This is a genomic window from Streptomyces sp. NPDC053542, assembly GCF_044544685.1.
GTDB lineage: Bacteria > Actinomycetota > Actinomycetes > Streptomycetales > Streptomycetaceae > Streptomyces.
In genome coordinates this window covers 171,908-194,362 of the sequence record NZ_JBITXL010000008.1, presented here as the reverse complement: position 1 = coordinate 194,362, position 22,455 = coordinate 171,908, and the positions used below count along the sequence as shown (strand labels likewise).

At 72.7% G+C, this 22,455-nt stretch carries 21 protein-coding genes; 12 read left to right on the top strand and 9 right to left on the bottom strand.

Annotated features, from left to right (window positions below; all coding sequences use genetic code 11):
* Positions 1-66 precede the first annotated feature (66 nt).
* A complete protein-coding gene (locus ACIGXO_RS23580) occupies positions 67-1,140 on the bottom strand; it encodes a hypothetical protein (RefSeq protein WP_399790150.1) in 1,074 nt (357 codons plus the stop codon).
* 168 nt (positions 1,141-1,308) lie between these two features.
* Between ACIGXO_RS23580 and ACIGXO_RS23575 the strand changes: the two genes are divergently transcribed.
* Complete coding sequence (locus ACIGXO_RS23575; protein ID WP_399790147.1) at positions 1,309-3,882, top strand: helicase-associated domain-containing protein; 2,574 nt, start codon at positions 1,309-1,311, stop codon at positions 3,880-3,882.
* Positions 3,883-4,033: 151 nt separating this feature from the next.
* Positions 4,034-5,683, top strand: a complete 1,650-nt coding sequence (locus ACIGXO_RS23570) for a DNA repair helicase XPB (protein WP_399790144.1) — start codon at positions 4,034-4,036, stop codon at positions 5,681-5,683.
* Positions 5,684-5,795: 112 nt separating this feature from the next.
* Here ACIGXO_RS23570 and ACIGXO_RS23565 read toward each other — a convergent pair whose 3' ends face one another.
* Positions 5,796-7,136, bottom strand: a complete 1,341-nt coding sequence (locus ACIGXO_RS23565) for a glycosyltransferase 87 family protein (protein WP_399790141.1) — start codon at positions 7,134-7,136, stop codon at positions 5,796-5,798.
* A 121-nt stretch (positions 7,137-7,257) separates the two neighbouring features.
* Complete coding sequence (locus ACIGXO_RS23560; protein WP_399790139.1) at positions 7,258-7,485, bottom strand: hypothetical protein; 228 nt, start codon at positions 7,483-7,485, stop codon at positions 7,258-7,260.
* Positions 7,486-7,747: 262 nt separating this feature from the next.
* On the opposite strand from ACIGXO_RS23560, the gene ACIGXO_RS23555 reads away from it, so the two are divergent.
* Positions 7,748-9,826 (top strand): HelD family protein, encoded by a 2,079-nt coding sequence (locus tag ACIGXO_RS23555; protein ID WP_399790136.1) that lies wholly within the window; start codon positions 7,748-7,750, stop codon positions 9,824-9,826.
* A gap of 52 nt (positions 9,827-9,878) precedes the next feature.
* Here ACIGXO_RS23555 and ACIGXO_RS23550 read toward each other — a convergent pair whose 3' ends face one another.
* Positions 9,879-10,580, bottom strand: a complete 702-nt coding sequence (locus tag ACIGXO_RS23550; protein WP_399790132.1) for a copper homeostasis protein CutC — start codon at positions 10,578-10,580, stop codon at positions 9,879-9,881.
* Between the two features lie 152 nt (positions 10,581-10,732).
* Here ACIGXO_RS23550 and ACIGXO_RS23545 point away from each other — a divergent pair, with 152 nt between their 5' ends.
* Positions 10,733-11,440: a hypothetical protein gene (locus tag ACIGXO_RS23545; RefSeq protein ID WP_399790129.1), complete on the top strand. Its 708-nt coding sequence runs from the start codon at positions 10,733-10,735 to the stop codon at positions 11,438-11,440.
* Between the two features lie 88 nt (positions 11,441-11,528).
* On the opposite strand, the gene ACIGXO_RS23540 is transcribed toward ACIGXO_RS23545, so the two are convergent.
* The gene (locus tag ACIGXO_RS23540; protein ID WP_399790668.1) at positions 11,529-11,720 is read right to left on the bottom strand and encodes a hypothetical protein; all 192 of its coding nucleotides are present in this window, start codon (positions 11,718-11,720) and stop codon (positions 11,529-11,531) included.
* A gap of 197 nt (positions 11,721-11,917) precedes the next feature.
* Between ACIGXO_RS23540 and ACIGXO_RS23535 the strand changes: the two genes are divergently transcribed.
* The 3 genes from ACIGXO_RS23535 (at position 11,918) to ACIGXO_RS23525 (ending at position 14,434) form a co-directional block, all read left to right on the top strand.
* Positions 11,918-12,751, top strand: coding sequence for a Scr1 family TA system antitoxin-like transcriptional regulator (locus ACIGXO_RS23535; RefSeq protein ID WP_399790126.1), 834 nt, complete (start codon positions 11,918-11,920; stop codon positions 12,749-12,751).
* Positions 12,741-12,974 carry a DUF397 domain-containing protein gene (locus ACIGXO_RS23530; RefSeq protein WP_399790123.1) on the top strand — a complete coding sequence of 78 codons (234 nt, stop codon included), beginning with the start codon at positions 12,741-12,743 and terminating at the stop codon, positions 12,972-12,974. Before ACIGXO_RS23535 ends, ACIGXO_RS23530 begins: the two co-directional genes overlap by 11 nt.
* Before the next feature lie 173 nt (positions 12,975-13,147).
* A complete protein-coding gene (locus ACIGXO_RS23525; protein WP_399790120.1) occupies positions 13,148-14,434 on the top strand; it encodes a Cmx/CmrA family chloramphenicol efflux MFS transporter in 1,287 nt (428 codons plus the stop codon).
* Positions 14,435-14,531: 97 nt separating this feature from the next.
* On the opposite strand, the gene ACIGXO_RS23520 is transcribed toward ACIGXO_RS23525, so the two are convergent.
* Together ACIGXO_RS23520 and ACIGXO_RS23515 are read right to left on the bottom strand one after the other, a co-directional pair.
* Positions 14,532-14,798, bottom strand: a complete 267-nt coding sequence (locus tag ACIGXO_RS23520) for a DUF4031 domain-containing protein (RefSeq protein ID WP_399790117.1) — start codon at positions 14,796-14,798, stop codon at positions 14,532-14,534.
* Positions 14,799-14,806: 8 nt separating this feature from the next.
* Positions 14,807-15,169, bottom strand: a complete 363-nt coding sequence (locus ACIGXO_RS23515) for a hypothetical protein (protein WP_399790114.1) — start codon at positions 15,167-15,169, stop codon at positions 14,807-14,809.
* Positions 15,170-15,495: 326 nt separating this feature from the next.
* Here ACIGXO_RS23515 and ACIGXO_RS23510 point away from each other — a divergent pair, with 326 nt between their 5' ends.
* The 5 genes from ACIGXO_RS23510 to ACIGXO_RS23490 all read left to right on the top strand — a co-directional run bounded on the left by ACIGXO_RS23510 (position 15,496) and on the right by ACIGXO_RS23490 (position 19,852).
* Positions 15,496-16,344 (top strand): MurR/RpiR family transcriptional regulator, encoded by an 849-nt coding sequence (locus tag ACIGXO_RS23510; protein WP_399790618.1) that lies wholly within the window; start codon positions 15,496-15,498, stop codon positions 16,342-16,344.
* Positions 16,345-16,439: 95 nt separating this feature from the next.
* The gene (gene murQ / locus ACIGXO_RS23505) at positions 16,440-17,381 is read left to right on the top strand and encodes an N-acetylmuramic acid 6-phosphate etherase (RefSeq protein WP_399790111.1); all 942 of its coding nucleotides are present in this window, start codon (positions 16,440-16,442) and stop codon (positions 17,379-17,381) included.
* 84 nt (positions 17,382-17,465) lie between these two features.
* Positions 17,466-19,055, top strand: a complete 1,590-nt coding sequence (locus ACIGXO_RS23500) for a PTS transporter subunit EIIC (protein ID WP_399790108.1) — start codon at positions 17,466-17,468, stop codon at positions 19,053-19,055.
* Between the two features lie 102 nt (positions 19,056-19,157).
* Positions 19,158-19,520: a type II toxin-antitoxin system RelE/ParE family toxin gene (locus tag ACIGXO_RS23495; RefSeq protein WP_399790106.1), complete on the top strand. Its 363-nt coding sequence runs from the start codon at positions 19,158-19,160 to the stop codon at positions 19,518-19,520.
* Positions 19,517-19,852: a helix-turn-helix domain-containing protein gene (locus ACIGXO_RS23490; RefSeq protein WP_399790103.1), complete on the top strand. Its 336-nt coding sequence runs from the start codon at positions 19,517-19,519 to the stop codon at positions 19,850-19,852. The genes ACIGXO_RS23495 and ACIGXO_RS23490 overlap by 4 nt, the downstream gene beginning before the upstream one ends.
* Positions 19,853-19,955: 103 nt before the next feature.
* Here the strand turns inward: ACIGXO_RS23490 and groL are convergent, their stop codons facing one another.
* Together groL and ACIGXO_RS23480 are read right to left on the bottom strand one after the other, a co-directional pair.
* Positions 19,956-21,578, bottom strand: coding sequence for a chaperonin GroEL (gene groL / locus ACIGXO_RS23485; protein ID WP_399790100.1), 1,623 nt, complete (start codon positions 21,576-21,578; stop codon positions 19,956-19,958).
* A 374-nt stretch (positions 21,579-21,952) separates the two neighbouring features.
* The gene (locus ACIGXO_RS23480; RefSeq protein WP_003986833.1) at positions 21,953-22,156 is read right to left on the bottom strand and encodes a cold-shock protein; all 204 of its coding nucleotides are present in this window, start codon (positions 22,154-22,156) and stop codon (positions 21,953-21,955) included.
* Between the last annotated feature and the right edge of the window lie 299 nt (positions 22,157-22,455).

Sequence of the window (22,455 nt, the reverse complement as noted above, 5' to 3'; positions counted from 1 at the left end):
AGGGCCACCTCCGGGCACTTGACGTAGCCTCACCTTCACCCTCTGCAGGCGTACGCCTCCTACCGCTCACCGCGGCCGTCGCCGTATCCGCCACAGCAGGAAAGCGGCGGAGGCGACGGCCGCGACGCGCACGACCAACGGCAGCGCTTCGGTCAGCTCGGCGCCCAGCTGTCCCTGGGCGAGCGGGTCGCCCCACTTGCCCGCGAACCGGCCCCACAGCCAGACCAGCACCGAGCCGCACACCAGCCCTGGCACGCCCAGGGCCGCGAACTTCGCCTCGGCGCGGGAGAGCTTGCGCGAGGAGTACGCCACGAGCCAGCCCGCGGCGAGCGCCAGCCAGCTGCCGATCACCGCGCCCGCGACCAGCAGCACGACCGCCAGCAGCAGCACCGGGCTCGGCTTCGGCCGCGGCGCCGCGACCGCCTCGCCGGGCTCCTCGGCCTTTTCGGCAGGCTCCGCGGCCGGCGCTGCCGCCGCTTCCCGCCGCCACGGCAGGACCTTCCCCGTGGCCTTCTTCAGCACCCCCGGCAGCCCGCGCGGCCCGGCGTCCTCCGTGGCCGTCTCTTCCTCAGCCTCCTCGTCGGTCTCCGGCGGCCGCCGTATCTCCGCGATCTCGATCCCGCCGATGAACCCCGGCACGGTCTCCCCGGGGGCGTACGGCCCGGCCGGGCCGTACGGCTCCGCCGACACCCGCCACCAGTCCGGCTCCTCCTCGTCCGTCGCGTCCCGGTCGCCCAGCTCGTCCAGGCCCGCCAGATGCGGCGGCGCGGCCCCCTGCTGGGCCTGCTGAGGCACCATCGGCTGCGCGCCGCTCCGCGGCGAGGGCAGCGCGACCGACTTCCCCGGCCGCTTCAGCAGCGAGGGCAGCGCGCCCGCCTTCCGCTCCGGCGCGCCGCCGGGCGGCTCCTCGGGCACCGGCTCCCCGCCGTTCACCGCCGCGGTCACCACCGCCTCCGGCGTGCCCAGCCGCGCGAGGATGCGCTTGACGTCGCCGCCGCCCCCGGCCCGTCTCTTGTCTATCTCCGCCCGCAGCCGCGCGACCAGCTGCATCCGCTGCTTGGCCGTCAGCCCCCGCCCCTGCGCCAGGTCCCCGACCCGGCTCAGATAGTCGAAGACCAGCTGATCACTCTCGATCCCCACCGAACACCCCTGCGCCAGCCCGATTCCGCCGCTCCGACGGTACCCCCGCGCGCGGTGGATGCCGCGCTTTTCCACAGGCGCCGGACGCCGGTTTTCCACAGGCACGGGATGCCGGTGCCGGGCCCGTGACCGTCGGCCCGTCCACCGGCAGGCGGTAACGTGGGGCGAATGAGCGGCAGCCATCCGTCCCCCCGCACGCTGGCCGAGGAGTTGCGCAACCGGCCGGACGACGACCTGTCCGCTCTGCTGCGGTCCCGCCCCGACCTGCTCAACCCCGTCCCGAGCGACCTCACCCAGCTCGCCACCCGCGCCGGCACCCGCGCCTCCGTGGTCCGCGCCGTGGAGCGGCTGGACGCCTTCGCGCTGCAGACGGCCGAGGCGCTGGCCGTCGCCCCGGACCCCTGCCCGTACGACACGCTCGCCGGGCTGATGACGGGCGACGAAGAACCACCCGGTGAGGCATCCGGTACGGACTCCGCGCTGCGGGCGGCCGTCCGCGACCGCCTCCCGGACGCCCTGGCCGTGCTCCGCGCCCAGGCCCTGGTGTGGGGCCCCGACGACCGCCTCCGGCTCGTCCGCACCGCCCGCGAACTGCTCACCCCGAGCGCCACCCGCCCCTCCCCCACCGGCCTCGGCCCCACCGTCGCCGAGGCCGCCGCCGGCATGTCGCCCGGCCGCCTCCAGGAGATCGTGACGGCCGCCGGGCTGCCCACCACGCCCGACCCGGTCACCGCCGTCGCCGCGCTGACCTCGCTCTTCGAGGACCGGGAGGCCATGGCGGCGCTGCTCGACGGCGCGCCGGCCGAGTCCCACGCCGTACTGGACCGGCTCGTCTGGGGCCCGCCGTACGGTGCGGTGACCGCGCAGCCCGCGCCGCACCTGCGCTGGCTGCTGGACCGCGGCGTGCTGCTCCCGGTGGGCGCGCGCAATGTCGTGCTCCCCCGGGAAGCCGCCCTGCATCTGCGCGCCGGACGCGCGCACCGGGCGCCGGAGCCCGAGCCGCCCGCCCTCGCGCCGGCCACCGCGCGCGACCCGGAGATGGTGGACCGTACGGCGGCCGGCCAGGCGTTCACCGCGCTCGCCACGATCGACGAGCTGCTCAAGGAGTGGGACCTGGGCGGCCCGCCCGTGCTGCGCGCCGGCGGCCTGAGCGTCCGCGACCTGAAGCGGACCGCCACAGCCCTGGACACCGGGGTGCACACCGCCGCGTTCTGGCTGGAGCTGGCGTACGCGGCGGGGCTGATCGCCTCGGACGGCGAGGCCGACGAGCAGTACGCGCCCACGCCCGCCGCCGAGGACTGGCGGCAGCTGCCCGCCGAGGAGCGCTGGGTACGGCTGGCGACCGCCTGGCTGGCCGCGACCCGTACGGCCGGCCTGGTCGGCACCGCCGACGCCAAGGGCCGCACCCTGGCCGCGCTCGGCCCGCACCTGGACCGCTCCCCCGCCCCCGAGGTACGGCGGCGCGTCCTCGCGCTGCTCGGCGGCCTCCCCCCGGGCACGGCCGTGCCCCAGGACGCCGTACTGGCCCGGCTGCGCTGGGAACGGCCGCTCCGCGGCGCGGCGCAGGCCACCCCCGACGCCGCCCCGGACAACGGCCACGCTCCCGGCGCCGACCACAACGCCGCACAGAACGCGGCCCACGGGGCACACACCGCCCCGCAGGACCTCCGCTCCCGTATCGCCCTGTGGTCCCTCCACGAGGCCGAACTGCTCGGCCTCACCGGCCGCGGCGCCCTCGCGGGCCACACCCGCGCCCTCCTGGAGGCGGAGCCGGACGCCGACCCCGCAGAGGCGCACCGGGCCGCCGCCGCGGCCCTCGCCCCGCTGCTGCCCACCCCCCTGGACCACGTCCTCCTCCAGGCCGACCTGACCGCCGTGGCGCCCGGCCCCCTGGAGCGCCCGCTCGCCGACGCGCTCGAACTGCTGGCCGACGTGGAGTCCAAGGGCGGCGCGACGGTGTACCGCTTCACGCCCGGCTCGGTGCGCCGCGGGCTGGACGCCGGCCGCTCGGCCGCGGACATCCAGTCCTTCCTGGCCGCGCACTCCCGCACGCCCGTACCGCAGCCGCTCGCCTACCTGATCGACGACGTGGCACGCAGACACGGACAGCTGCGGGTGGGCGCCGCCTCCGCCTACGTGCGCTGCGACGACGACGCGCTGCTGAACGAGATCATGGCCGACCGGCGCGCCGACGGGCTGCGGCTGCGCCGCCTCGCGCCGACCGTGCTGGCCGCCCAGGCGGCCCCGGACGCGCTCCTGGAGGGGCTGCGCGCCATGGGATACGCGCCGGCCGCCGAGTCCGCCGAGGGCGATGTGGTGATCGCCCGCGCCGACGCCCACCGCACCCCGCCGCGCACCGCCCCGGCCCCCGTGCCCGACGGCCCGCCGCCCCCGGACTCGACGCTGCTGGAAGCCGCCGTGCGGGCCATCCGCGCGGGCGACCTCGCGGCCACCGCCGAGCGCAAGCCGGGCCCGGAGGCCGCGGCTCCCGCGCCGGGCCGGCTGCCGCGTACGACGTCCGCCGAGACGCTCGCCACCGTGCAGGCCGCCGCGCTGACCAACTCGGCGCTGTGGATCGGCTACGTCAACGCCGACGGAGCCGCCAGCCAGCGCGTCATCGCCCCGGTCCGGGTCGAGGGCGGCTTCGTGACGGCGTACGACCACACCGCCGACGAGGTCCGCACGTACCCCCTGCACCGCATCACGGGCGTCTCGGAGCTCGCCGACGACGCGGCGTCCTGACGGCGGCCCCCGGGGGGCGGTGCCGGGGGCGCGCTCCGTGGACGCAGGCCCCCCTTTCGCCGCGATGCGGCACACTGGACGTTTGGCCGTACGAACGGCCGGGCCGCGCGGCGACGCCGGCCGTCCGCAGGCGAAGCGAAAGGCGAGGCGCGTGAACGGACCTCTCATCGTCCAGAGCGACAAGACGCTGCTGCTGGAGGTGGACCACGAGCAGGCGGACGCCTGCCGCCAGGTCATCGCCCCCTTCGCGGAGCTGGAGCGCGCCCCGGAGCACATCCACACCTACCGGGTGACGCCGCTCGGCCTGTGGAACGCGCGGGCCGCCGGGCACGACGCGGAGCAGGTCGTGGACGCACTGGTCGCGTACTCGCGCTACCCGGTCCCGCACGCGCTGCTCGTCGACATCGCCGAGACGATGTCCCGGTACGGCCGCCTCACGCTCAGCAAGCACCCCGCGCACGGTCTGGTGCTCACCACCACCGACCGCCCGGTGTTGGAGGAGATCCTGCGGTCGAAGAAGGTGCAGCCGCTGGTCGGCGCCCGGATCGACCCGGACACCGTCGCGGTGCACCCCTCCGAGCGCGGCCAGATCAAGCAGACGCTGCTGAAGCTGGGCTGGCCGGCCGAGGACCTGGCCGGTTACGTGGACGGCGAGGCACATCCGATCGAGCTGGCGGAGGACGGCTGGTCGCTGCGTCCGTACCAGCAGCAGGCCGTCGAGAACTTCTGGCACGGCGGCTCCGGCGTCGTCGTCCTGCCCTGTGGCGCGGGAAAGACGCTGGTCGGGGCCGGTGCGATGGCCGAGGCCAAGGCCACCACGCTGATCCTCGTGACGAACACGGTGTCCGCGCGCCAGTGGAAGCACGAGCTGGTCAAGCGCACGTCGCTGACCGAGGACGAGATCGGCGAGTACAGCGGTACGAAGAAGGAGATCCGGCCGGTCACCATCGCGACGTACCAGGTGCTGACGACCAAGCGGAAGGGCGTCTACCCGCATCTGGAGCTGTTCGACTCCCGCGACTGGGGCCTGGTCGTCTACGACGAGGTGCACCTGCTGCCCGCGCCGGTCTTCAAGTTCACCGCCGACCTCCAGGCGAGGCGGCGGCTGGGGCTCACGGCCACCCTCGTACGCGAGGACGGCCGCGAGTCCGACGTCTTCTCCCTCATCGGCCCGAAGCGGTTCGACGCGCCGTGGAAGGAGATCGAGGCGCAGGGGTACATCGCGCCCGCCGACTGCGTCGAGGTCCGGGTCAACCTGACCGACTCGGAGCGGTTGGCGTACGCCACGGCGGAGAGCGACGAGAAGTACCGCTTCTGCGCGACCACCGCGTCCAAGCAGAAGGTCACCGAGGCGCTGGTGCGGCGTCACGCGGGCGAGCAGACGCTGGTGATCGGGCAGTACATCGACCAGCTGGACGAGCTGGGCGAGCACCTGGACGCGCCGGTCATCAAGGGCGACACGAGCAACGCACAGCGCGAGAAGCTCTTCAACGCGTTCCGCGAGGGCGAGCTGTCCGTGCTGGTCGTCTCCAAGGTCGCGAACTTCTCGATCGACCTGCCGGAGGCGACGGTCGCGATCCAGGTGTCCGGCACGTTCGGCTCGCGCCAGGAGGAGGCGCAGCGGCTCGGCCGGGTGCTCCGCCCGAAGGCGGACGGCCACGAGGCGCGCTTCTACTCGGTCGTCGCGCGCGACACCATCGACCAGGACTTCGCGGCCCACCGCCAGCGCTTCCTGGCCGAACAGGGCTACGCGTACCGCATCGTGGACGCGCACGAACTGCTGGCGGACGAGGGGGCTTGAGGGGCGGGGCGGTGGGGGGCCGTTGTCAGTGGCCCCCCGTACTGTGTTGAGAAGGGGGCTCGCTACACCCCCATGGGGGAAGGACCGGGCGAAACGGTAAGCCTGGCTCCCCTTAGCTCGGTGCCCGAGGAGCCGGTACCGACTCCCGGCGGGCCGGGTCCGGGCGGGTCAGGGCTCCCGCCGCGACACCGGTCAGTACGCCGCCGCGCCAGAAGACCGCGGCCAGCAGGAAGGCCGCGCCGAGCAGCGGGTACGGCGCAGCCAAGGGCTGTTGCCACCACGGGAGTACGAGGTCCAGGTCGCCCTTGTGCGGTACGAGCCACATCGTGCGGGCGGTGAAGACCACGGCCAGCGCGGCCCATATGGCGCGCCGCCACGCGTCCCGCCGGATGTGCGTGGCGAGCACCGCGAGCAGCGGTACGCACCAGACCCAGTGGTGGGACCAGCTGATCGGCGAGACGAGCAGCGCGGTGAGCGCCGTGCACAGCACGCCCCACGCCTCCCGGCCGGCGACCAGGCCCGTCCGGCGGGCCGCCGCCATCCCGACCGCGGCCGTCAGCAGGGCGCCGGCCAGCCAGACGACGCCGGGGTGCGTGGTGTGCAGCACGCGCGCGAGGAGGCCCTGGAGCGACTGGTTGTCGACGATCCACGCCTCGCCGACCCGCCCGGTCTCGTAGAGCCGCTGGGTCCAGAACTCGACGCTGGCGCCGGGCAGCGCGACGACGCCGAGCAGTACCGTGCCGGCGAATCCGGCGAGCGCGACCAGCGCGGCCCGTACCCGCCCGGTGAGCAGCAGATACACGGCGAAGAGCGCCGGGGTGAGCTTGATGCCGGCCGCGATGCCGATGGCCAGGCCCTTGCCGCGCGCGCCGTCGGGGCGGGTGAGGTCCCACAGGACGAGGCAGGTCAGGGCCAGGTTGATCTGCCCGAAGACGATCGTCTGGTACACCGGCTCCAGCCAGATGGCGAGCGCGGTGGCGGCGAGCAGCGAGGGCACGCGGTGGGTGGCGCGCAGCCCGGCGAGCCGCGCGGAGAAGTGGATCAGCAGGGCGAGCAGCGCGACGTTGACCAGTACGGAGGCGAGCTCCAGCACGCCGGGGGAGATCCGCGCCAGCGGGACGAACAGCACGGCGGCGAAGGGCGGGTAGGTGGCCGGGAGGTGCCACTCGGTGACCGTGAAGCCGTAGAGGTCGCCGCCGGTCAGGACGGAGTCGCCCATCGCCCGGTAGACGAGGATGTCGGAGGTGGGCATCGGTACGAAGAGGTGTACGACGCCGAGCGCGGCCACGGATACCGCGAGCAGCGCTGCCGCGGGGAGCGTGTGGCGGGGGAGAGTACGGCGGGGTTGGGCCGTACTGCGGTCTGCCGGTCCGTCCGGCAGCTCCCGGGTGGTGCGTGGCCTGCCCACGAGGGGCGTTGTCCGCTGGATCGGCTTCCCGTCGGCGGCAGACACGCGGGTGACCCCTCCTTGTCGCCTTATGCGGCTTGCACAGTCTTTACAGTCTTCACAGCCTTTACAGCGACGTTAATCGATCACGCACGGACTTTCGTGACGCTTTCCGGACGTCCGGATGTCATTCCTGGGGCTTGTCGGTGAGGGGAGATCTGTCGTCGGCGTATTCGCCCAGTACGGCGACGCTGAAGGCGGTACCGGCGAAGACCTTCACGGCCCGCAGGGCGCTGCCCACGGGGTGCCGGTGTCCCGGCTCGTGGGCGACGGCGCTGGCGCCGTGTCCGGCACGGCCGGTCGTTTTGGGATCGGGGGGCGGATTCATGCGGCTGTTCATCTCTCGGCTGTCCATGCCTCCATGATGGAATTCACCCGGTCGCCGCACATCCGACCAACGACCGATCCGCGTGTCGCCGGGAGTACGGCCCCGGAAGCACCGGTCAGCGGCTCACCCCTAAGGGATTCGGGCCCTTTTTAATTCGGTCGCGCCGCCACTGCGTGCTGGATACAATCGCGCGTCTGCCCGCCTCCCGTACGACTCTCGTCGCGGAGCGCCGCCGCCCGGACGGAAACCGGCCGGCCCCAGACCACCGCAGCTGCCCGGAGGCGAAGCCGTGCCCTCGCACGCCCCTGACCAGAAGGAAAAGCACGACCAGGACGACCCCCTCGCCAGCGAGCGAGCGCATCTGGCCGCGTCCCGCGCCGCGCTCCGTGCCATGCGCGAGGACGCCGAGGCGCTGAACATCAAGGACGTGGCGGCGAACTGGGTCAATGCCCAGATCCTGCAGGGCGAGGTCGAGGCCCGCATCAAGGCGCTCGCCGATCTCTCCCACACCCCGCTCTTCTTCGGGCGCCTGGACTACCTGCACGCGCCGGGCGTCGATCTCGCGGAGGGGGCGGAGGGAGAGGAGTTCTACATCGGGCGGCGGCACGTCCACGACGCCGACGGCGACCCCATGGTCATCGACTGGCGCGCGCCCGTCTCCCAGCCCTTCTACCGTGCGTCCAAGAAGGACCCGATGGACCTGCGGCTGCGCCGCCGCTTCGGGTACACCGGCGGCGAGCTGACCGCGTACGAGGACGAGCACCTCACCGACCCGGCGGAGGCGGAGCACGCCAGCAAGCTGCTCCAGACGGAGATCGAGCGGCCGCGCGTGGGCCCGATGCGCGACATCGTGGCCACCATCCAGCCCGAGCAGGACGAGATCGTCCGGGCGGGGATCGGCGGCACCGTCTGCGTCCAGGGGGCGCCCGGTACCGGGAAGACCGCCGTCGGCCTGCACCGGGTCGCGTACCTCCTCTACGCGCACCGCGAGAAGCTGGCCCGCGCCGGCACCCTGGTCATCGGGCCCAACAAGTCGTTCCTGCACTACATCGAGCAGGTGCTGCCCGCGCTGGGCGAGCTGGAGGTCAAGCAGGCCACGGTCGACGACCTCGTGGCGCACGTGGAGGTGCGCGGTACGGACGATGCCGCGGCCGCCACGATCAAGGGGGACGCGCGGCTGGCGGAGGTGCTGCGGCGCGCCGTCCGCGCGCACGTCACGATGCCCACGGAGGCGTGCGTGGTGGTCCGCGGCTCCCGCCGCTGGCGCGTCCCCGTGTACGAACTGGAAGAGATCGTCCAGCAGTTGCTGGACCGGGGCATCCGCTACGGCGCGGCACGCGAGGCGCTGCCGCAGCGGATCGCGCACGCCGTGCTCGTGCAGATGGAGCGGGCCGGGGAGGCGCCCGACGACCGTGTGCAGGACGCGGTCGCCCGGAACGCCGCGGTGAAGGCGACGGTCAAGGCGGTCTGGCCGCCGGTCGATCCGGCGAAGCTGGTGCTGCGGCTGCTGTCCGACGCGGACTTCCTGGCCGAGCACGCCGACGGCATCCTCACCGACGAGGAGCAGAAGGCGATCCTGTGGACCCGGCCGGCCCGCAGCGTGCGCAGCGCCAAGTGGTCCGCCGCCGACGCCGTGCTCATCGACGAGGCGCACGACCTGGTGGAGCGTACGCACTCGCTCGGCCATGTGGTGCTGGACGAGGCGCAGGACCTCTCCCCCATGCAGTACCGGGCCGTGGGCCGGCGCTGTTCGACCGGCTCGGCGACGGTACTGGGCGACATCGCCCAGGGCACGACGCCGTGGTCGACGGACACCTGGGAGGAGGCGCTGGCCCATCTGGGCAAGCCGGGTGCCGCGGTGGAGGAGCTGACCCAGGGGTTCCGTGTGCCGCGTGAGGTCATCGCGTACGCCTCCCGGCTGCTTCCGGCCATCGCGCCGGACCTCTCCGAGGCGACGTCCATCCGCGAGTCCCCGGGTGACTTCGAGATCCGCGCGACGGCGGCGGACGCGCTCGACGAGGCGGTGATCACCGCCTGCCGCGACGCGCTGGCCAAGGAGGGCTCCATCGGTCTGATCGCCGCGGAGCCGCGCCTCCCGGCGCTGCGCGAGGCACTCGAAGCCGCCGGCCTGGCCACGCTCTCCCCCGGAGAGGAGACCTCGGCGGACGCCCGGCTCACCCTCGTGCCCGCCACGCTCGCGAAGGGCCTGGAGTACGACTACGTGGTGCTGGACGAACCGGCGGCGCTCGTGGACGCCGAGCCGGACCACCGGACCGGGCTGCGCCGCCTGTACGTATGCCTCACGCGTGCGGTGTCCGGCCTGACGGTCGTGCACGCGGCGCCGCTCCCGGAGGAGCTGGCGGGCTGAAGCACGCGCCCGGCGCGCGGGTTGGGCGGGCGCCCCGGGCGGCCGGTACCGCTCAGCCGTCCAGCGCCGCGCGCCAGGTCTCCACGGCGGCCGGGGAGACCGGCGCCGACCAGCCCGCCGGGCGCGCCGCGCCGCCGATGTGGAAGGCGGTGACGCCGGCGGCGCGCAGCCGCGGGACGTGCGCGAGGGTGAGGCCGCCGCCCGCCATGATCTGCGGGCCGTACCCCGGCTCGCCGGCCGCCGCGCGCGCCGCCTCGGCGAGCAGCACCGGCAGCCCGTCGTCGACGCCGGCGGCCGAGCCCGCGGTGAGGTAGGTGTCCATGCCGGGCCGGCCGTCCAGGCGTTTGCGCAGGCCGTCGCGGTCGGCGGCGTGGTCGATGGCGCGGTGGAAGGTCCAGCGGCAGCCGTCGATCATTTCGGTCAGCGCGTCGACGGCGGCGAGGTCGGGCCCGCCGTCCTCGGCGAGGAATCCGAGGACGAACTCCTCGGCGCCCTCGGCCCGGAGCGCCGCGGCGGCCGCGCACAGCGCGTCGAACGTCCGGGCGTCGCCCGCGGCGAAGCCGTCCGCGGCGCGCAGCATGACGCGCAGCGGGATGGTGACGGCGGCCCGGATGGCGGCGAAGGTCTCGCGGGGCGGGGTGAGTCCGTCGGATGCCATGTCCGTGACCAGTTCGAGGCGGTCCGCCCCTCCGGCCTCGGCCGCGGCGGCGTCCGCGGCATCGAGCGCGATCACCTCGAGAATTGGTCTAGACATGTGCTCAAGGGTGCCATACGCAGCAGGGCGGCGCTACGGAGCGACACCGATCCGGCGCGAAAAGCGTCCGGCGCCGACGTGCCCGGCACGCGCCGGCGATCGGCGCGATCACCTGTGGTGAGGCCCCCCGTCCGGATGCGCACAATGGTCGTATGGCTTCCTCCCCGACGGGCCGCACGGGCCGCATGGACCCGGGTGAACACCTGCGCCGCCGCTGGCACGACACCGTCCTGGCGCTCCGGAACGCCGACGCGGCGACCGTGCCCGGCACCGCGCTCGCCCTGCCGCCCGACCCCGCTCCGTACGCCGACAACCTGCTCGCGCGCTGGGCCGAGCCGCAGCGCCGCTATCACACGACCGAGCACCTGGCCGCCGTGCTGGACCGGATCGACGAGCTGGTCGGACACGCCGCCGACCCCGATGTCGTACGGCTCGCCGCGTGGTTCCACGACGCCGTCTACCGCCCCGACCGGTCCGAGAACGAGGAGCGCAGCGCGGCGCTCGCCGAGCGGGCGCTGCCGGAGCTGGGGATCGACGCGGAGCGCACGGCGGAGGTGGCGCGTCTCGTGCGGCTCACGGTCACGCACGACCCGGCCGAGGGGGACAGCAACGGCGAGGTGCTGTGCGACGCGGATCTGGCGGTACTGGCCGGGGCGCCGGAGCAGTACGCGGCGTACGCCGCCGCGGTGCGTGAGGAGTTCGCTTTCGTGCCGGACGAGGCGTTCCGGGCGGGCCGGGCCGATGTACTGCGTCAACTGCTGGCGCTGCCGCGGCTGTTCCGCACGCCGGAGGGGCACGACAGATGGGAGCGTTTGGCCCGGCGGAACCTGACCACGGAGCTCGACCTTCTGACGGCGTGAGGCGGGGGTGCGAGGGCTGAGGCGGGGGCGCCGGGGTCCGGGGCGCACCGCGCTCACGTTCATTACGCGCCGTTCTCGCGCGTCTCGTTCAGCCGCGCTCCCCGCGGCTGCGCGCGTTGGCCAGCGCCGTCCTGGCCGCCAGGCGTTCGCGCGGGGTGGCGGCCCGGGCGTCGGCCGGCGGGCAGTCCCACTCACGTCCGCCCCCCGGCGGGCGCAGCTGTACGTAGGGCCCTTCGTGCCCCATCACCTCCCCGATCCTGCCGAATCGGGTGTCGACCACATACGAACCCTTCGCCGGGAGCGTCACCGGGTACCTCGTCTCTCCGGTCGCGGACCTCACTGCGCCTCACCGCGCCTCACTGCGCCTCATCGCGCTCCGTACCGACTTACTCGTTGTGTCTATATGGTGACGGTCCGGGGTTAAGCTTGACAGAGGGTGACATCCAACAACACCAGGTGCACGACAGGGAGTGGGCCATGCCGAAGCCGAAACAACTGGATCCGTCGCTTTCACCGAGGGCGCTTTACGGCGCTGAGCTGCGGTTCAAGCGAGAAAGCGCAGGGCTGACGCAGGCGGAGCTCGGGGCGCCGATGTTCGTGAGCGGGTCGTTCATCGGCCAGCTCGAATCGGGCGCACGACGGATACAGGGGGAGTACGCGCGGCGGATCGACGAGATCCTCGGCACGGACGGGTTCTTCGAGCGGAACGTCGAAGCGGCCCAGCGCTCCCGCTATCCGGAACACTTCGCGGACGCCGCGGAGTTCGAGGCAATGGCGATCTCGATCAGGGAATTCGCCCCGCTGCTCGTCCCGGGGCTGCTGCAAACGGAGGACTACGCGAGGGCCGTGTTCCGCGCGGTGCACCCGGTCGCCCCGGAGAGCGTCATCGACGACTTACTGTCCGCGCGGCTGGACCGCGCCCGCGTCCTCGAGGATCCAACAACCCCCTTGTTCTGGGCGGTGCTCGACGAGAACGTGCTGCGCCGCCCCGTGGGCGGTCCGGCCGCCATGCACACCCAGCTCACCCATATCGCGGCGCTCATACGCCGGAATCGCGTCATCGTGCAGGTACTGCCGTACGCGGAGGGCGCCCACGCGGCCCTCGAAGGCTCGCTCAAGCTGATGAAATTTGCAGATGCACCTCCTGTCGCGTACCTACAGGGCCTTGCAACAGGGCAAATGTTGGACGAGCCTTCGCATGTGGAACGGTATGACTTGGCTTACGATCTCGTCCGGGCCGCTGCACTGTCACCCGAAGCGTCCCTCGTTCTCATCGAGTCGGCGGCGAAGGATCACCACGATGGTTATTGATCAACTCCAGCTCCACCCAACGCTCGACCTGTCCCGCATCAGCTGGCGCAAGAGCAGCTACAGCGGCGGCAGCGGCGGCGACTGCGTGGAGATGGGGCACGGCGCGCCGGGCGCGGTCCCGGTGCGCGACAGCAAGAACCCCGGAGGGCCGGCGCTCGTCCTGCCCCCGGGGGCCTGGTCGGCGTTCGTCACCGCCGTACGGGACGGCGTACTGACGCCCTGACCCCCGAGCGGGGCTGACGAGCGTCCGAGACGCCGTACGAGGCGGCCGTGCGAGACGGCCGTACGAGACGGCCGTACGAGACGGCTGTACGAGGCGGGCTGCCGGCGAGCGGCATACGCGGCGGCGCGAACCCCGCGGGAATGTCAGGCGTGTTCACGCTGTTCATGCGTGTCATGCCTGTCCCTCCTGATCGCGCCGAACGCGCCCGTATGCCCATCGCCGTCTACATCCTCGGATTGTCCGTTTTCGCCCTGGGGACTTCCGAGTTCATGCTCTCCGGGATCCTCCAGCCACTGGCCCGGGACATGCATGTCTCGATCCCGCAGGCCGGGCTGCTCGTCTCGGCGTTCGCGATCGGCATGGTGGTCGGCGCTCCGACGCTGGCCGCCGCCACGCTCCGCCTCCCGCGGCGCACGACGCTGATCGCGCTGCTCGCCGTCTTCGGCCTCGGCCAGGTCGCGGGCGCGCTCGCGCCCTCGTACCCGGTGCTCTTCATCTCCCGGGTGGTGAGCGCGCTGGCGTGCGCCGGCTTCTGGGCGGTGGGCGCGGCCGTGGCCGTCTCGCTCGTGCCGTTCACGGCGCGCGCCCGCGCGATGGCCGTGATGGTCGGCGGTCTGAGCATCGCCAACATCGCGGGCGTGCCGGCCGGCGCGCTGCTCGGGCAGACGGCCGGCTGGCGCGCCGCGTTCTGGGCGGTGGCGGTGCTCTCCGCCATCGGCCTGGTCGGCGTGGTCGCGCTCGTACCGCGTACGGCGGTGCCCACGGGCGAGGACCGTCCGCAGCTCCGCCGCGAACTGGCGATCTACCGCGACAAGCAGGTCTGGCTCGCGCTCACCGCCACCGCGCTGAACGGCGCCGCGGTCTTCGCCCTCTTCTCGTACCTCTCCCCGCTGCTCACCGATACCGCCGGGCTCGCCGAGAGCTGGGTGCCCACGGTGCTGGCGCTCTTCGGGGTGGGCGCGCTCATCGGTACGTACACAGGCGGCCGGATCGCCGACGCGCACCTCTTCCCGACCCTCTTCGGAGGCATCATCGCCTCCACCCTCGTGCTGGCGGTCCTCGCGCTGACCGCGCACAACTCCGTAGCGGCGATCGCGCTGTCCCTGATGCTGGGCGTCACGGCGTTCACCACGGCCCCGGCCCTGAACGCCCGGATGTTCAACGTCGCCAACGCCGCGCCGACGCTGGCGGGGGCCACCACGACGGCCGCCTTCAACATCGGCAACACGCTCGGCCCGTGGCTGGGCGGCCTGGTCATCAGCGCGCACTGGGGCTACCCGGCCGTGGCCTGGACCGGCGCCGCGCTGGCGGCGGCCGCCGTCGCCGCGACCGGCGTGGCGTACCGGATACAGCGCTCCACGGGTGTGGCTTCCCGGCTGGTCGCGTCTTCGGAGGAGCCGCACGCCCACGAGGCGGCGGCGGACGACCGGAGCGCGGCGGCGAGCGGCAAGCGCCTCTGAGCGACGGCTCCGCTTGACAGCTCCGCGCAGCGGGCGGGGCGGCCCGGTCAGCCGGTGCCGCCCCGTTCGCATATCCAGACTCCTATGACAAAAGCAGTCAGATCCGGCGGTTTTTCGGCCGTCGGAGACCCGCGGCCGTGAGGCGGCGCACCAGCTCCTTGCTGCCGATCTCGACCGCGCCGGCCCGTACGGCGTCGGCGTACCGTTCCGCCGGCAGGTCGTAGTGATCGCGCTCGAACGCCCGCCGTGGCGCGCCGATCCGGGCCGCGAAGTCGTGCAGCTCCTCGAACGACGCATCGCTCACCAGATGCGACCACAGCCGGCCGTGCCCCGGCCAGGTCGGCGGATCGATGTAGACCGTCACCCCGCTCCTCAGCGCCCCAGCGGCGCGCCGAGCGAGCCGACCCGGGCCACCGAGACGGCCGTCTTCGGGCAGACCCAGTGCGGGTCGGGCCCCAGCTCCGGCGCCACGTCCAGCGCGTGCGGATCGCCGCCTTCGGTGCACACCGGGCACAGCGGCCAGCGGCCGTACCGCTCCAGCAGGGAATCCTGGACGTCCTGGGCGACGAGCCCGGCGACGAATTCGATGCCCTCCGGCCACTGTTCGACCCACCACCGCCGGTGCGCGACCGCGTCCTCCACCAGCGAGACGATGTCCGCGTCGGCGACATCGCCCGCCATCAGGTCCGCGATCACCAGGGCCCGGGCGGCGTGCAGCGCCTGTTCCAACTCCATGTGCCCATTGTCGCGCGTACACGCCGAACACCCACATGCGTACTCCCACGTCCCAGCGGCCCGGAGTTGTCCACAGGCCGCGGAGAGGTGTTGACGCCACCGGTGACTGAAATTACTTTTCAGAGGTGAGCACCAGACTGAAGGAAACTTTCAACGGCACGGCTCCCGGCGCCCCGGCCACGTCCGACGCGGGTTCCGAGGCCGCCCCGGCCACGTCCGGCACGGGTTCCGAGGCCGCCCCCGCCACGTCCGGCGCGGCTTCCGGCGCCGCCCGGCGGCCGCAGCCGGACCGGACCCCGCCCGCCCCCGCCGCCCTCGCGGCGAAGGTGCGCACCCTCGCGCCGTCCATGACCCGCTCCATGCAGCGGGTCGCGGAGACCGTCGCCGGCGACCCGGCGGGCTGCGCCGCGCTCACCGTCACCGGCCTCGCGGAGCGCACGGGCACCAGCGAGGCCACCGTCGTCCGCACCTCCCGCCTGCTCGGTTACCCGGGCTACCGCGATCTGCGGCTGGCGCTCGCCGCCCTCGCGGCCCAGCAGGCCGCGGGCCGCGCCCCCGCCGTCACGGCGGACATAGCGGTCGACGACTCGCTCACGGACGTGGTCGCCAAGCTCGCGCAGGAGGAGCAGCAGTGCCTCGCCGACACCGCGGCCGCGCTGGACACCACCCAGCTGGAGGCGGCCGTGGCCGCGCTCGCAGGCGCCCGCAGGATCGATGTGTACGGCATCGGCGCCTCCAGCCTCGTAGGCCAGGACCTGGCCCAGAAGCTGCTGCGCATCGGCCTGATCGCGCACGCCCACTCCGACCCGCACCTCGCGGTGACCAACGCCGTGCAGATGCGGACCGGCGACGTCGCCGTCGCGATCACCCACTCCGGGCGCACCACGGACGTCATAGAGCCGCTGCGGGTCGCCTTCGACCGCGGCGCGACGACCATCGCGATCACCGGCCGCCCGGACGGCGAGATCGCCGCGTACGCCGATCACATACTGACCACGTCCACGGCCCGCGAGAGCGAGCTGCGCCCGGCGGCCATGTCCTCGCGCACGAGCCAGCTGCTCGTCGTCGACTGCCTCTTCGTCGGCGTCGCCCAGCGCACGTACGAGACGGCGGCGCCCGCCCTGTCCGCTTCGTACGAAGCCCTGGCCCACCGCCACTCCCCCCGCCCCCGCTAAGAGCCTGTGCGCGCGGCCCCCGGCAGGGGCGCCCGCCGGCCCGCACGCCGCACCCTCCTTCCCCCCTCAGCCGCACTCGGAGAGCCCCCACCGCCATGACTTCCACCGCTGACCACACCGACCTGCGGGCCCAGCTGGACACCCTCACCACCGAGGCGTTCCGGCCGGAGCTCGCCGAGATCGACCAACTCCCCACCCTGGAGATCGCCCGCACGATGAACGGCGAGGACGCCACGGTCCCGGCCGCCGTCGCCGAGCAGCTGCCGCGGATCGCCGCCGCCATCGACGGCATCGCCGCGCGGATGGCCCGCGGCGGCCGGCTGATCTACGCCGGTGCCGGCACGGCCGGGCGGCTGGGCATCCTGGACGCCAGCGAGTGCCCGCCCACGTTCAACACCGCTCCCGAAGAAGTGATCGGGCTGATCGCGGGCGGCCCGCCCGCCATGATCACCGCCGTGGAGGGCGCCGAGGACAGCAAGGACCTGGCCGCCGCCGAGCTGGACGCGCTGGGCCTGACCGCCGAGGACACGGTGGTCGGCATCTCCGCCTCTGGCCGCACGCCGTACGCCATCGGGGCCGTCGAGCACGCCCGCGCCCAGGGCGCGCTGACCGTCGGCCTGTCGTGCAACGCCGGCTCCGCGCTCGCGGCCGCCGCCGACCACGGCATCGAGGTCGTCGTCGGCCCCGAGCTGCTGACCGGCTCGACCCGCCTGAAGGCCGGCACGGCCCAGAAGCTCGTCCTGAACATGCTCTCGACGATCACGATGATCCGACTGGGCAAGACCTACGGGAACCTGATGGTCGACGTCCGCGCGTCCAACGACAAGCTGCGGGCCCGCTCCCGCCGCATCGTCGCGCTCGCCACGGGCGCGTCCGACACGGAGATCGAAGAAGCGCTCGCCGCCACCGACGGCGAGGTGAAGCACGCCATCCTGGTGCTCCTCGGCTCCGTGGACGGGCCCACCGCGGCCCGCCTGCTCGCCGAATCCCGCGGCCACCTGCGCGCCGCGCTCCAGGCCGCCGCCCAGGAAAGCTGACCGCCCGGCGCCCCTCCTCCCCCGGGGAGGCGCCGCTGCCCCGCGCCCCCGCGGCGCATCCTCCGACAGAACAGCGCCTCGCACATGACCTCTGCATCTCCCCAGGGGAACTCCGGCTCCCCGGACAAGAACCGCGCCACCGCCGCCGCGCTCCTGCCCCTCGTCGGCGGCGCTGCCAACATCACCTCCATCGCCCACTGCATGACCCGGCTCCGCCTCGGCATCAAGGACCGTTCGCTGGTCCAGGACGACGCGCTCAAGGCGCTGCCGGCCGTCATGGGGGTGGTCGAGGACGACACGTACCAGATCGTGCTCGGCCCCGGTACGGTCGCCCGCGTCACGCCCGTCTTCGAAGAGCTGGTCGAGGAGGAGCGCGGGGCGGCGCCCGGCCCGGCCCCCGCCGACGAGCCGGCCCCCGGGTCCCCGGCCGCCCCCACCACCACCGCCGACGAGCTGGCCGCCCAGGGTGCCGCGATCAAGGCCCGGCGCAAGGCGGCCAACGCCACCCCCTTCAAGCTCTTCCTCCGCAGGATCGCGAACATCTTCGTGCCGCTGATCCCCGCGCTCATCGGCTGCGGCATCATCGCGGGCATCAACGGCCTGCTCACCAACCTCGGCTGGCTGCCGACGCTCGTCCCCGCGCTGACCGCCATCGCCTCCGGCTTCATGGCCCTGATCGCGGTGTTCGTCGGCTTCAACACGGCGAAGGAGTTCGGCGGCACGCCGATCCTCGGCGGCGCGGTCGCGGCGATCATCGTCTTCCCCGGCGTCGCGAACGTCACCGCCTTCGGCCAGAAGCTCTCCCCGGGCCAGGGCGGCGTCCTGGGCGCGCTGGGCGCCGCCGTACTGGCGGTCCACATCGAGAAGTGGTGCCGCCGCTGGGTCCCCGAATCCCTCGACGTCCTCGTCACGCCCACCCTCACGGTCCTGCTCACCGGCCTGGTGACGGTCTTCGGCCTGATGTACGCGGCGGGCGAGGTCTCGGCCGCGATCGGTACGGCCGCCAACTGGCTCCTCGCCCACGGCGGCGCGCTCGCCGGCTTCGTCCTCGGCGGCCTCTTCCTCCCGCTGGTGATGCTCGGCCTCCACCAGGCCCTCATCCCCATCCACACCACCCTCATCGAGCAGCAGAGCTACACGGTCCTGCTGCCGATCCTCGCCATGGCGGGCGCGGGCCAGGTGGGCGCGGCCATCGCCGTCTACCTCCGCCTCCCCCGCAACGGCTCGATCCGTACGACCATCAAGTCCGCGCTCCCGGCCGGCTTCCTCGGCGTCGGCGAGCCCCTGATCTACGGCGTCTCGCTCCCCCTCGGCCGCCCCTTCATCACCGCCTGCGTCGGCGGCGCGTTCGGCGGCGCCTTCGTCGGCCTCCTCAACCAGCTCGGCACGGCCGTCGGCTCCACCGCCATCGGCCCCTCCGGCTGGGCCCTCTTCCCCCTCCTCAAGGGCAACCACGCCCTCGGCACCACAGCCCTCATCTACGCCATCGGCCTCCTCGCCGGCTACGTAATCGGCTTCCTGGCCACCTACTTCTTCGGCTTCAGCAAGCAGATGCTCGCCGAGCTGAACGCCGACACAGACACTCCTGCGGCTGATGCCCCGGCGTCCCACGCCAAGGCCGCCCCCGCCGCGCCCACCAGCTCCCCTTCGGACAAGGAACCGGCAGCCCTCTGACCCACCGGCCGCCCGACGTCACCAGAACCGGTGAATCCGCCCGTCCGCACCGTATTATGTCGTTGACGACATAATACGGTGCGCCGCATGGACGCCCTGTAGGTGATCGAGGTCGAGCCCGAGGTGCGGGCCTGGCTGGAGCTGCTCCCCGACCGGCATTTCCGCAAGGTCGAGGAGTACGCCGAGCTTTTGGCCACCCTGGGCGCTCGGACACCCATGCCGTTCGCCCGCCCGCTGCGGGACGGGGTGTACGAGCTACGCCCCACCTTGGGCGGCGAGGACACCAGGATCACGTACTGGTTCGCTCCGGAGCGTCGCATCGTGCTGCTCACGGTCTTCCGTAAGACCCGTATGCGGGAAACGGCTCAGGTCTCCCGGGCAGTGACCGCCCGTAAGGTGTGCGAAAGCGAGCACGGCCCGGCCCACACGACGTATTGCCGCGGCGAGGAAGGGGACGCGCGATGAATCACAGCCGCTGGAAGCTGGCCCGCGAGAGGAAACTCGCCGAGGGACACGTCGAGTCTCCCGAAGCCACGGCCGAACGCGCGGAGATCCGGCTGGCCATGGCCTTCGCCAAGGCCGTGTACGACCGCCGTACGGAACTGGGGCTGACCCAGGCAGAGGTCGCCGAGCGCGCCGGGCTCGCCCAGGCGAAGATCTCCCGCATCGAGGGCGCCGACACCGTGCCGACGCTGCCCCTGCTGCGGCGCCTGGCCCGCGCCCTGGACGCGTCCCTGAGCATTGCCCTGGACGACGAGCACGAAGAAGTCGCGTTCATCGCCCACCCCGCCGCCTGACGGGCGGCGGCCCGGAAACGCCCGAGGGCGGCACCCCCTGGTGGGGGTGCCGCCCTCGGTTCGTACAGCGATGAACAGCTGATCCGGTCCCGGGAGGGGTGGATCAGAAGTCCATGTCACCGCCCGGCATGCCGCCCGGGGCGGCCGCGGCGGCCTTCTCCGGCTTGTCGGCGATGACGGCCTCGGTGGTGAGGAAGAGCGCCGCGATGGAGGCGGCGTTCTGCAGCGCGGAGCGGGTGACCTTGGCGGGGTCGATGATGCCCTCGGCGATCATGTCGACGTACTCGCCGGTCGCGGCGTTCAGACCGTGGCCGACGGCCAGGTTGCGCACCTTCTCCACCACGACGCCGCCCTCGAGGCCGCCGTTGATGGAGATCTGCTTCAGCGGGGCCTCCAGGGCCAGCTTCACAGCGGCGGCACCGGTGGCCTCGTCGCCCTCGAGCTCGAGCTTGTCGAAGACCGAGGAAGCCTGCAGCAGGGCGACGCCACCGCCGGCGACGATGCCCTCCTCGACGGCCGCCTTCGCGTTGCGAACGGCGTCCTCGATGCGGTGCTTGCGCTCCTTGAGCTCGACCTCGGTCGCGGCACCGGCCTTGATGACGGCCACGCCGCCGGCCAGCTTCGCCAGACGCTCCTGGAGCTTCTCGCGGTCGTAGTCCGAGTCGCTGTTCTCGATCTCGGCGCGGATCTGGTTGACGCGGCCCTGAACCTGCTCGCTGTCACCGGCACCGTCGACGATGGTGGTCTCGTCCTTGGTGATGACGACCTTGCGGGCGCGGCCCAGGAGGTCCAGACCGGCGTTCTCGAGCTTGAGGCCGACCTCCTCGGAGATGACGGTGCCACCGGTGAGGATGGCGATGTCGCCGAGCATGGCCTTGCGGCGGTCACCGAAGCCCGGGGCCTTCACGGCGACGGACTTGAAGGTGCCACGGATCTTGTTGACGACCAGGGTCGACAGGGCCTCGCCCTCGACGTCCTCCGCGATGATCAGCAGCGGCTTGCCCGACTGCATGACCTTCTCCAGCAGCGGGAGGAGGTCCTTCACGTTGGAGATCTTGGAGTTGACGATCAGGATGTACGGGTCGTCGAGCGACGCCTCCATACGCTCCATGTCGGTGGCGAAGTACGCCGAGATGTAGCCCTTGTCGAAGCGCATACCCTCGGTGAGCTCCAGCTCCAGACCGAAGGTCTGGGACTCCTCGACGGTGATGACGCCTTCCTTGCCGACCTTGTCCATGGCCTCGGCGATGAGCTCACCGATCTGGGTGTCGGCCGCGGAGATGGAGGCGGTGGAGGCGATCTGCTCCTTGGTCTCCACGTCCTTCGCCTGCTCCAGCAGGGCGGCGGAGACGGCCTCGACGGCGCGCTCGATGCCGCGCTTCAGGGCCATCGGGTTGGCGCCGGCCGCGACGTTGCGCAGGCCCTCGCGGACCAGGGCCTGGGCCAGGACGGTCGCGGTCGTCGTGCCGTCACCGGCGACGTCGTCCGTCTTCTTCGCGACCTCCTTGACCAGCTCGGCGCCGATCTTCTCGTACGGGTCCTCGAGCTCGATCTCCTTGGCGATGGAGACACCATCGTTGGTGATCGTGGGGGCGCCCCACTTCTTCTCAAGGACGACGTTGCGGCCCTTGGGGCCAAGGGTGACCTTGACGGCGTCGGCGAGCTGGTTCATCCCGCGCTCGAGACCGCGCCGTGCCTCCTCGTCGAACGCGATGATCTTGGCCATGTGAAGTGGTCCTCCCGGACAGGGGTGGAAACGCAGTGGACCGCGCTGGTGCCCGCGACGGACGGCCTGCGCCCCGGTGGTTCCCTGCCCCACCGGACCGCGGACCTCACCGGCCCGATCCGAAGTTCTGTCACTCTCACCTTCAGAGTGCTAACGCAATGATTAGCACTCGGCACCCTAGAGTGCAAGCGCCTCCGAAGGAGGCTCGATGAGGGGTGGTGGCCGGGAGACGGGTGGGCGCAAGCGCCTCAGCCAGCCTGCGGGACCGCGCGGCAGCGCCGCAAGGGGGCCGGGCCGGCACGCGCCCGTGCACAACAGAAGGCCCGCGCCCCCAAGGGGGGCACGGGCCTCCGTACGCTGCAGTCGGTCGGCGCTCAGCCGGCCACGCGAACCATGTCCGCCTGCGGCCCCTTCTGGCCCTGCGAGATCTCGAACTCGACCCGCTGACCTTCCTCAAGGGTGCGGTAGCCGTCCATCTGGATCGCGCTGTAGTGGACGAAAACATCCGCACCACCGTCGACCGCGATGAAGCCGTACCCCTTCTCCGCGTTGAACCACTTGACGGTGCCCTGAGCCATTCCTAACTCCCCTATTGCTGGCCCTTGCGCAGGACCGCACTCCGCGGACCCGGGTCAGACCTCACCCCCAAGGAGGGTGTGCGCCGGAACGCGTCGACCGCCGCTGAATGTATCTGCACCGATGCCCAGCGCAACAGGTCAATCGGACGAGAATTCTGCCCACGACCATTCGCCGATTTGCGGCGAAGTCTCAATAATTCTGGGCAAGCCGGGCCGGGCATAGCTCATCAACGCGACAAAATACGCACACACTTTGTGCACATCTTGTCGCGTTCTCATATGCGTGGGGCACGCGCGCG

Bases quoted from the DNA above. Each gene is read 5' to 3' on its own strand.
- ACIGXO_RS23575 (WP_399790147.1), top strand. From the start codon at position 1,309: ATGAGCGGCAGCCATCCGTCCCCCCGCACGCTGGCCGAGGAGTTGCGC.
- ACIGXO_RS23560 (WP_399790139.1), bottom strand. From the start codon at position 7,485: ATGGACAGCCGAGAGATGAACAGCCGCATGAATCCGCCCCCCGATCCC.
- ACIGXO_RS23550 (WP_399790132.1), bottom strand. From the start codon at position 10,580: ATGTCTAGACCAATTCTCGAGGTGATCGCGCTCGATGCCGCGGACGCC.
- ACIGXO_RS23545 (WP_399790129.1), top strand. From the start codon at position 10,733: ATGGCTTCCTCCCCGACGGGCCGCACGGGCCGCATGGACCCGGGTGAA.
- ACIGXO_RS23535 (WP_399790126.1), top strand. From the start codon at position 11,918: ATGCCGAAGCCGAAACAACTGGATCCGTCGCTTTCACCGAGGGCGCTT.
- ACIGXO_RS23530 (WP_399790123.1), top strand. From the start codon at position 12,741: ATGGTTATTGATCAACTCCAGCTCCACCCAACGCTCGACCTGTCCCGC.
- ACIGXO_RS23525 (WP_399790120.1), top strand. From the start codon at position 13,148: ATGCCTGTCCCTCCTGATCGCGCCGAACGCGCCCGTATGCCCATCGCC.
- ACIGXO_RS23515 (WP_399790114.1), bottom strand. From the start codon at position 15,169: ATGGAGTTGGAACAGGCGCTGCACGCCGCCCGGGCCCTGGTGATCGCG.
- murQ (WP_399790111.1), top strand. From the start codon at position 16,440: ATGACTTCCACCGCTGACCACACCGACCTGCGGGCCCAGCTGGACACC.
- ACIGXO_RS23500 (WP_399790108.1), top strand. From the start codon at position 17,466: ATGACCTCTGCATCTCCCCAGGGGAACTCCGGCTCCCCGGACAAGAAC.
- ACIGXO_RS23490 (WP_399790103.1), top strand. From the start codon at position 19,517: ATGAATCACAGCCGCTGGAAGCTGGCCCGCGAGAGGAAACTCGCCGAG.
- groL (WP_399790100.1), bottom strand. From the start codon at position 21,578: ATGGCCAAGATCATCGCGTTCGACGAGGAGGCACGGCGCGGTCTCGAG.
- ACIGXO_RS23480 (WP_003986833.1), bottom strand. From the start codon at position 22,156: ATGGCTCAGGGCACCGTCAAGTGGTTCAACGCGGAGAAGGGGTACGGC.